Annotated in this window: 8 protein-coding genes; 4 read left to right on the top strand and 4 right to left on the bottom strand. The window is 39.9% G+C overall.

The annotated features are described in order from the left end of the window. Positions 1-349 precede the first annotated feature (349 nt). The 3 genes from FD50_RS05545 to FD50_RS05535 form a co-directional block, all read right to left on the bottom strand. Entirely contained in the window at positions 350-1,114 is a 765-nt protein-coding gene (locus FD50_RS05545) for an NAD(P)H-dependent oxidoreductase (protein ID WP_056960731.1), read from the bottom strand. Positions 1,115-1,156: 42 nt separating this feature from the next. Further along, positions 1,157-1,690 carry a GNAT family N-acetyltransferase gene (locus FD50_RS05540; RefSeq protein WP_056960730.1) on the bottom strand — a complete coding sequence of 178 codons (534 nt, stop codon included), beginning with the start codon at positions 1,688-1,690 and terminating at the stop codon, positions 1,157-1,159. Positions 1,691-2,026: 336 nt separating this feature from the next. Next, positions 2,027-2,929, bottom strand: a complete 903-nt coding sequence (locus FD50_RS05535; protein WP_056960729.1) for an NADP-dependent oxidoreductase — start codon at positions 2,927-2,929, stop codon at positions 2,027-2,029. 191 nt (positions 2,930-3,120) lie between these two features. Between FD50_RS05535 and FD50_RS05530 the strand changes: the two genes are divergently transcribed. The 4 genes from FD50_RS05530 (at position 3,121) to FD50_RS05515 (ending at position 6,461) form a co-directional block, all read left to right on the top strand. Next, positions 3,121-4,416 carry a Y-family DNA polymerase gene (locus FD50_RS05530; RefSeq protein WP_056960728.1) on the top strand — a complete coding sequence of 432 codons (1,296 nt, stop codon included), beginning with the start codon at positions 3,121-3,123 and terminating at the stop codon, positions 4,414-4,416. Continuing rightward, on the top strand, positions 4,397-4,723 hold the full coding sequence (locus FD50_RS05525; protein WP_054757088.1) for a hypothetical protein: 327 nt from the start codon (positions 4,397-4,399) through the stop codon (positions 4,721-4,723). Before FD50_RS05530 ends, FD50_RS05525 begins: the two co-directional genes overlap by 20 nt. Before the next feature lie 216 nt (positions 4,724-4,939). Beyond that, the gene (locus FD50_RS05520; RefSeq protein ID WP_162256072.1) at positions 4,940-5,686 is read left to right on the top strand and encodes an EAL domain-containing protein; all 747 of its coding nucleotides are present in this window, start codon (positions 4,940-4,942) and stop codon (positions 5,684-5,686) included. Positions 5,687-5,909: 223 nt separating this feature from the next. Beyond that, positions 5,910-6,461, top strand: a complete 552-nt coding sequence (locus tag FD50_RS05515; protein WP_054757086.1) for a YiiX/YebB-like N1pC/P60 family cysteine hydrolase — start codon at positions 5,910-5,912, stop codon at positions 6,459-6,461. Between the two features lie 326 nt (positions 6,462-6,787). Here the strand turns inward: FD50_RS05515 and FD50_RS12930 are convergent. Further along, the coding region (locus tag FD50_RS12930) for a glycoside hydrolase family 70 protein (RefSeq protein WP_275453081.1) at positions 6,788-9,191 on the bottom strand (2,404 nt) is incomplete at its 5' end.

Here is a 9,191-nt window from a genome sequence, read left to right as displayed (position 1 = left end):
CACCAGCCTTTTGCGCCTAACCGCAAATTACGCATAGACACAGCCCGTCTATTTTGCAATTTGATGTTAGTGCTCAAAGTCTAACGGTGCTTGTCGGCACTTCTTCTTAACGTGCTCCTCCCAGCAACCTCCTATGCCTAAGCCTGTATTACGCGTAACCAAAACCAGGTTACTTTGTAATGCAGGACTTAGTCTACGGTGGTTGAGCACTGTGTGTCGGCACTTCTTTCTTAACATGCTCCAAAAGGCAGGTTTCCGTATTTAGAGTGAATCACGGTGGTAACAAGTTCAGTTATCACCGTGATTCACTCTAAGTCTCAAAACCTAACGCCTTTTTGCACAATTCTTTTTAGTGACGCTTATGCTTCATAAATGTTACAAAATGAAGCATCGATGCTAGTAAAATGAAAAAAATCACAGTAAAGGAAAGATAGTTGAACCAAAAATTATCTAACGGAATAAAAGAAGCACAGGCTTTTTGCAGCAACATTGTTATTAATGCCATTACAGCAACCATGAAAAATAACTCAAAATATCGTTTCACCGTTTGGTCATCCCTTCTTCGAATCCGATTTATCTTATGCCCTAAATCCAAGCATTCTTTCTTTTTCTTAGGCGTTAATGTTTCCATTCCCCAAGTTCCTGTTACCACTGCTTCGCCTATTTTAATCACACCTGCAGCACTCATTACTTTGTCACAGAGCCGTAAAGATGCATCTGTAACACCGCAAATCATATTTTCAAAGCTGCTGGTATAACAATTGGTCAGGCTAATATAGTGTTTATTCTTAAAACTTGCGGGATGCATTGTGCCTGTGTGGTCAAATCTGACAAGACGTTGCCGCAGACAATCAAAAAGATTCTTCAGCCTACCGCTTAAGCTTCCCCAATAAGTTGGAGCAGCTAGTACCCAAACATCACTTTCACGCATTTTGCTTTCAATCAAATCCAGTTCGGGATTGGCAGTTCCCGGAACATCTGCTTTAAGCGCAAAATCTTCCAAGTAAATCACCTCAGTTGTGTTGTCAGTTGCAATTCCTTGGAAAACCGCCGCCAACATTTTCGCAGTCACACCGTCTTTTCGCTGTGCACCAAGAATTCCTAACACTTTCATCTTAAATCTGCCTGCTTTCTTAACTTGCTTATCAAAAGAGCTTTATTTCGAAAAAAGTACATAAAGAAAAGCATCATGAAAATCCGCTTCTTCACGTAAATAATCGTGTAAACAACATTCGCGTTTAAATCCTGCACGCGTAGCCACTTTTTGACTTTTTTTGTTTCTGCTATCGGTAATCAATTCAAGACGATGCAGTTCCAACTCAGAAAAAGCCACCTCAATAACTTTAGTGAGCGCTTGCGTCATAAATCCTTTTCCCTGGTATTTTTGACCCAACCAGTACCCAACTTGCCCGCGCGCATTTTGCATACTGATTTCATGGATATCAATTGTCCCCGCCGGAGTATCAGCGACACACAGGGTTGCGGACCATAACTTGCCCTCTTGAATCTGACCTAAAGAATATAGAATAAAAGCTTCTTCATCTGCAGGTGATAAAGTTGTTTTAGCCCATGGCAACCAGCGCTGCAGTTCTTTTTGATCATGAGCAATCAACGAGTAAAGCTGGTGTGCATCACTTGTTGCCGGTACTCGCAGTGTCAGGACATCGTTGATACGATAACTCTGTTTCATCTTTATCCACTCCTCCATCAGGGGTACAGGGGTATGTACTAAACCTATCTGCTTTTAACCCTCTAACAATAAAATTTACCATAAATAGCTAAGCAAACCAACTTGGAAAAATTTTCGGTCCCTTTACTGTAGGAATAAATTGCAGCCGCATCGGAGTATGCTATAAATCGGTAAAATCTGAGTACTACCTTATGAATTACGAAGAGCATGTTTTTTTGAGAAAACCCGACTGGCAAAATTAAAAGGAGCATGCACTAGCAGTGTAAAAGTGCTCATCTGCCGGCATTCCTCCCTTAAGTTTAGCTCATTAAGCTTGATTAATTTTTAACATTTCAATTAATTGCTTGCAAACGTCAACACTAATTTTCCAACGACATGTTGTGCCTGCTGGAAACGCTGCAAGTTTTCAACATTAAAAGGTGCAACTGCCGCAATTTCAAGGTAGAGTTCATCCGTTGCTAATTGGTGTAGGACAGCTGCAAGATCTTCCCCGTTTGATTTCATGAAGAAGTGTTCCACACGTGGATCATCCGCATCCGCCACAGTAGAAATCAACTTACCTGTTGATTTAAGGACTGTCAAAGATTTTTGTAGAACACTGCCGCCGATTGGATCAACAATTCTGTCAAATAATGGAACTTTTTTGGTGAAATCTTCTTTACGATAATCAATAACTCGAAGACGTGTATCAAAATTACGTAAAAAGCCTACGCCTTGCCCACTCGCAGTTGTATACAGATCATGAATTCCATGATGCTTAGCGAATTGTAAAACGGCAAAACCAATACTTCCTGCCCCTCCATGGACCAACACGCTTTGACCCGGGTGCAATTCCAAAACCTTTTCAGTTAATTGATAAGCAGTCTGAACACCTAAAGCAGCTGCAGCAGCTAGTTCATAGCTAACAGTCGCCGGAATCTGCGCTAATTGAGATTGACCAACTGCAACGTACTCTGCATACGAACGCAGATGTGGACTCGCAGCCACTCTGTCGCCAACCTTAAATGCTTGAACCTTATCGCCAACTGCAACAACTTCCCCAGCAACTGAGGAACCGGTAACTATTGGCGGTTGCTGATCTTTCCCCATTAAACCCTGACGAAACTTGACATCATACGGATCAATGGCAACAGCATGCTGTTTAACTAAGACCTGCTTAGGCTTAATCTTTGGACGTGGAGTCTCAACTTCTTCAAAGACATCGACCGCTCCATAATCTCTAATCTGAATTGCAAACATGTATAATCACATTCCTTTCATAAACGTTCCTAACTGTCCAAGACTTCATTCTCCTTCATTATAACGGTTACGAACACTTAATTCACTTTCAAAAGCTCTTACATCAATAGCGTCACTTTTGTGGACACTTCCCCTTGAAAAAACGAACGTATGTTTGTATAATTGAAACATTAGAAAGTGAGGAACAACCTATGGACTATACCAATGAACCCCATGGCATTTTCTTCATGATTGACAGCAAATCATTTTATGCAAGTGTTGAAAGTGTGGAGCGCGGGGAGAATCCATTAGAAGCGGTGCTAGTTGTCATGTCAGAACAGGAAAATACAAATGGTGGGCTGGTGCTGTCTGCTTCTCCACAAGCTAAGCAGATTTTTGGAATCAGTAATGTTGATCGGCGCCGTGATCTACCTGACGATTCGCGGTTAACGGTTGTTCCACCACGAATGAATCTCTACATTCGCAAGAGCCTGGCTATCAAAAACATCTTTACTCATTTTGCCTCGGAAGAAGATGTTTATCAGTATTCAATTGACGAAGCAATTTTGGATGTTACCCATTCATGGAAATTATTTGGCACTTCACCGCTCAAAGTTGCTCAAAAAATTCAAGACACAGTTAGACAGCAAACCGGTATCTACACTAGTGTGGGCATTGGGGAAAATCCTGTTCAAGCTAAGTTAGCTCTCGACTTGTTTGCTAAACATGCTCCGCAATTAATTGGCGAGCTAAACTATCCTAACTTTGCAGAAAAATTGTGGCCTTGTACAGAACTTGCATATGTCTGGAGTATTGGCAAACGAACTGCCCAGCATCTTGAACGGCTCGGAATCCACAGCATCGGAGAGCTCGCACATTTTAATCCTTTTGTTTTAAAAAAAGAACTGGGCATTATTGGTACTCAACTTTTCGCTTTAGCATGGGGGATCGATCGCACCTGTCTTCGTAAAAAGAAAATACCGCACAATCAAAGCTTAGGCAACTCGCAGGTACTGCCGCATGATTACTGTAAGCAAGCAGAAATTGAGATAGTCATTAAAGAAATTGGTCAGCAAGTTGCTGCCCGACTGCGGCACCGGAACAGGCAGACCGGCTGTATCCGTCTTGGAATTGGTTTTGCACTCAGTGCAGCAACCCAAGATCATAGTGGGTTTGCTCATGAATTAAGTATCCCACCTACTGATGAGACTCAGGTATTGAATACTCAACTGCTTTACCTCTTTCGCAGCTTTTGGCAAGGTGAGCCTGTTAGACATGTTAGCGTCGCCTTTAGCAAACTGAGTTATGGCAGCGGTAATCAGCTGAATTTTTTTGAAGATTATCAAGTGCAAACTAAAAAGATTACCTTTAACCGTTTAATCGATCAAGTTCGTGACCGTTACGGAATTGGGACACTGATGTATGCAAATAGCTTACTTAAAGGAGGAACATTTATTCAACGCAATAATTTAGTTGGGGGGCATAACGGTGGTAACACATTTGAATAGTCCACAAAAAGAAGCGGCTTTAATCGTCGAACGTTTGCAAAAGTACTTTAAACCTTATGTTCAGGCGCGCTACACTATTCTCGTGGTCAATAATACTTATGGACATTCATACAACTTTTTTTTCAATGTTTTGCGTCCGCAACAGCTTACTCGTTCAATTCCACTACGACGGATTACGACCTACCACCTAGAATATTTGGAAGAACTAATTAAGTACATTCACTCTTTAACAGCCTTGACAATTACCTTTAAAAAATTTGGGACTGCACGTTGGCCTAGTAATTTCAAAAGAATCACATTTAACTAGCCGTCCGTTCCTAGTGCAACTTCCTAGACATTGCTATTACTGGCTAACACCAACTAAAAAGTTGTCCATTACAAAAAAATTACATCATTTATTTTATTTATATTCAACATTATTCTCGCTTTTCGTATTATTATAGTAAAGGGATCGCATTTTAAAAAAGCAGACTTAAATTCACGATAAAAATGCCGATATCCTAAGTTAAAGGGAATGATGACATTGGACAGCTATAAAATGATAAACGTAAATAAGGTATTAAAAGACTTCTATTTAGTCTGTCAACCAGTCGTCAGGGTTCACCATACCCTAATTCTAGATGACGTGGTCGACTACGAAATATTGATCCGTTCAAAGGTCAGTGAACGGTTTCCATATAAAGAATTCAAGTTGCTGACCGCCCATGAAGACACTAATGCAAAGTTTCTTCACTGGTTCGAGCAAAAAATAATTGATATTCTCAATGACTTTAACTCTTATCGCTTCGATATTAATATTGATCCGCAGCAGCTCAGTTTTTTCTCTACGTGGCGCTTCTTTAAAAGAATGGCCCTTTTCCATCAAAACCTTGCTGTTGAAATTACTGAAGCAATTCCATTAGAATCCAAAAGTACTAAGATGCAAAATGACTTGCCGACACTTTATCTCCACCGTCTTAAAAAAATGGGGTTTACCACGGTCATTGATGATATTGACAGTGGTCAAAATACCTTGAAGCTGGTTACAGACAATCTACATAATATTGATCGTATTAAGCTTTCACTTCTGGCTTTTAAGGAACTTGACAGTTCAGTTTTGCTGTCCTTTTTAAAATCTTGGCATCAACTAGCCGACTGCTATCATCTTGAACTTGTAATTGAAGGAATTGACAACATTGAAGACGTGGCAGCATTAGTAGACAATGATTTTCTTATCCAACAGGGCTTTTATTGGCAAAAACCGGAAGTTATTACATTAAATAAAAGTTAAGCAATTGCGCTTATGACTGCTTTAGTTTTCGGACAGGTTTCGTTTCTTGGTAAAGCTTTGTTACTTTTCTTTCCATAATGTAGTATTTAGTGTGAATTTTAATCAATGATAATCTTTTCTTTACTCAATAATAACCAAAATAATTTTTAACCGGTATTTTGTCTTGTATAATGAAATAAAAATTACACACACTACTGCCGCTTATTGAGAAAGAAGGTAACTAATGTTAAAAACAGGTGATCTAGTTTTTGTAACTGCCACTGCAGATGAACTTGCCAAAACAATCGGAGCAAGTACGCAACTTAATAAGGGAAAAAACAACTTACCAAGTTATTCGCATGTCGGCTTGATAGAGGTCACGGACCATGGGGAAAAATTTGTGCTGCATGCTACTTCAAAAGGCGGTTGTATTCGTGAAACCTTATCCGGTTTTAAAAAACGTGTAGCAGAGCACTGCGACTTTTATCGTCTTTCTCCACGTTATCATTTTGATCCTTCTACGGTGCTTCGTGCAGCTTATTCTTTACTAGGTTCTCCTTACAACTTCAGTTTTGCGCCAACTGCTCCAGGCTTTTACTGTGCAGATTTTATTTATACTATCTTTCCGACTGGTATCTTTAGCCTAATCCCAATGACTTTTGGACCAAATCATACAGTACTTCCCTTCTGGCATGACTATTACCAAAAACTAGCAGTTAAAATTCCAGTTGCTGAGCCGGGAATCAATCCAAATGAAATGCTGCACCAAGTAGAAATGTTTACGGTTTTTGAGTAATGTAAACTTAAACCTGATCTGCTGTTGAAAATAATGTCTAGCTTGGAAAACTACGTGTCGGCAGTCAAAAGATATGCCGCAAGAGGCATTTAACATCGTAAAGCATAACAAAAGGGAGCTATGACAAAAGTTAAATTTTGTCGCAGCTCCTCTTTTATTCTGGATAAACGTGTTCCATAAGTCAAAGTTCTCCGTCTAACTTCGAATTACTCATCGCAAAGTACTTGCTATGTTCGTAATTTCGAGTTAGCACTCGAATTTCCCCGACTTATGTCACACTCTCTTTAGTTTACTTTATAGTCTATTAGTTAGTATGTTGCCCGTGCTTACCTTAATTCTTCTCCAGAATTCAAATCATAAGTATGCCACTGTCCGTCTTCTTCGAGTACTGAACCACCCTTAACTTGGATTCCATTAGACCTGAAGTAGAGTTTCTGTCCTCTAATTGTTTGTTTGCCTGTAACGGCTACTCCATCAGCACCAAGGTATAACCATGAACCATCAGCTAATTCACCAAAATCATTTTTAACTTGAGTTCCATCTGCGTTAAAGTACATTGTCTGTCCGTTGATGACCTGTTTACCTGTAACGGCCACACCATTTCCATCTAAGTATAACCATGAGCCATTTGCTAATTCTTTAAAGTCATTCTTGACTTGTTTGCCATCTGCGTTGAAGTACAAAGTTTTTCCGTTAATAACTTGTTCGCCCGTAACAGCTACCCCGTCGCTGTTCAGATATAACCATGAACCATCGGCTAACTGCTTAAAGTCATTTTTGACTTGACGACCGTCTGCGTTGAAGTACAAGGTTTTTCCGTTAATAACTTGTTTGCCTGTAACAGCTACACCATCGCCATTCAGGTATACCCATGAACCGTCGGCTAATTGCTTGAAGTCATTTTTGACTTGACGACCGTCTGCGTTAAAGTACAAGGTTTTTCCATTAATAACTTGTTCGCCTGTAACAGCTACACCATCGCCATCGGCTAACTGCTTAAAGTCATTCTTGACTTGTTTGCCGTCTGCGTTGAAATACAAAGTTTTTCCGTTAATAACTTGTTTGCCTTTAACGGCTACCCCGTCGCCATTCAGGTATAACCATGAACCGTCAGCTAACTGCTTAAAGTCGTTCTTGACTTGTTTGCCGTCTGCATTGAAATACAAAGTTTTTCCGTTAATAACTTGTTCGCCCGTAACAGCTACACCATCGCCATTCAAGTATAACCATGAACCGTCGGCTAACTGCTTAAAGTCATTCTTGACTTGTTTGCCGTCTGCGTTGAAATACAAAGTTTTTCCATTAATAACTTGTTTGCCTGTAACGGCTACACCATCGCTGTTCAGATATAACCATGAACCGTCAGCTAACTGCTTAAAGTCGTTCTTGACTTGTTTGCCATCTGCGTTAAAGTACAAGGTTTTTCCGTTAATAACTTGTTCGCCTATAACAGCTACCCCGTCGCTGTTCAGGTATAACCATGAACCATCGGCTAATTCTCCAAAGTCATTCTTGACTTGACGACCGTCAGCATTGAAATACATCGTTTGCCCATTGATATTCTGCTTACCAGTAACCGCTACTCCGTTTTCATCAAGATACAACCACGAGCCATCTGGTAGTTCTCCAAATGAATTAACAACCATGTTGCCAGTTATTCCATCAAAATATCTTAACTTTCCATCACTGTCTTTAGCAGCATTTCCTTTAACCTGAATTCCGTCAGTATCAAAGTACTGGGTCACAGTCTGTCCGTTGACCGCTGTAATTTGGGTCAATCCCTTTGCCATCGTGCCATCTTTGAAGAAATATCTCCAATTGCCATTAGAATCTTGATAATATTGATCTAGAATCTGTTTTCCGGACTTGCTGTAATAATATTCTTTAGTACCATCAGCAAAATAGGCATCCTGTAATTCAATCCCATTTGGCAAGAAATAGTAATTATAACCATTTATTTTATCTGCACCTGTTACCATGTACCCATTATTATCAAAATAATACCAGTTGTCGCCATCTTGAATAAAAGTATTTTTGGCTTGGTAACCACTCGTTGAATAAAATTTTGTTCTGTTCTTACTGTCAACTACAAAACCTGTACTTGCTTTTTTTCCTTGTAATTGTTTAGGTAGAAAACTATTATTGCTGGAGACACTGAAGTACTTATTCGTTGCCCAGTCTTTCAAAACATACCATGCTCCACGACCTTGAATATTAGAGCCATTGAAATATTTAGCTGACCATTCAGTGATTTTTTCATTGGGATTCATGGGTTGTCCGGTTGAGATTTGCTTGGTTTCAAACAAATCTGGATAAAGCTGTTTAATTCTATCTAAGAATGCGCCCCCATACATTGCCTGATATTGACCACCGCCAACAGTATGAGAATCATAGAGCGTATTATTAATAACTGAATCTTGGTTGGATACTCCAGAGCCATTTGTGCGTACAGCAGTTACAATCTCTTCACCTGGAAGATTATAGATTTGATCTGGAACCCAGTCGTTAATTGCCTGAATTCCTTGGGCATGCAATGCTTTGATGGCGCTCAGAAGTTGTGCAACCGTCCCATATTTAGTTGGTGTATTATAACCAACATCATAGCGATCAGTAAATGCATACCCATTTTGAACAACAGAGTCTAAGAAGCTAGCATCTGTGCTTGAGCGGTATTGCGGTGCTAACTCAAAACTCGTAATGCCTAAGTCCTTAAACAGCTGTGCATTCTGT

This window comes from Liquorilactobacillus satsumensis DSM 16230 = JCM 12392 (assembly GCF_001435195.1).
Classification (GTDB): domain Bacteria; phylum Bacillota; class Bacilli; order Lactobacillales; family Lactobacillaceae; genus Liquorilactobacillus; species Liquorilactobacillus satsumensis.
The sequence above is the reverse complement of the archived record's forward strand: the minus strand, read 5'-3'. Positions and strand labels throughout refer to the sequence as shown.

What these genes read in the sequence shown, in the direction of transcription:
- FD50_RS05545 (WP_056960731.1), bottom strand. Translation starts at nt 1,114, where the DNA reads ATGAAAGTGTTAGGAATTCTTGGTGCACAGCGAAAAGACGGTGTGACT.
- FD50_RS05540 (WP_056960730.1), bottom strand. Translation starts at nt 1,690, where the DNA reads ATGAAACAGAGTTATCGTATCAACGATGTCCTGACACTGCGAGTACCG.
- FD50_RS05535 (WP_056960729.1), bottom strand. Translation starts at nt 2,929, where the DNA reads ATGTTTGCAATTCAGATTAGAGATTATGGAGCGGTCGATGTCTTTGAA.
- FD50_RS05530 (WP_056960728.1), top strand. Translation starts at nt 3,121, where the DNA reads ATGGACTATACCAATGAACCCCATGGCATTTTCTTCATGATTGACAGC.
- FD50_RS05515 (WP_054757086.1), top strand. Translation starts at nt 5,910, where the DNA reads ATGTTAAAAACAGGTGATCTAGTTTTTGTAACTGCCACTGCAGATGAA.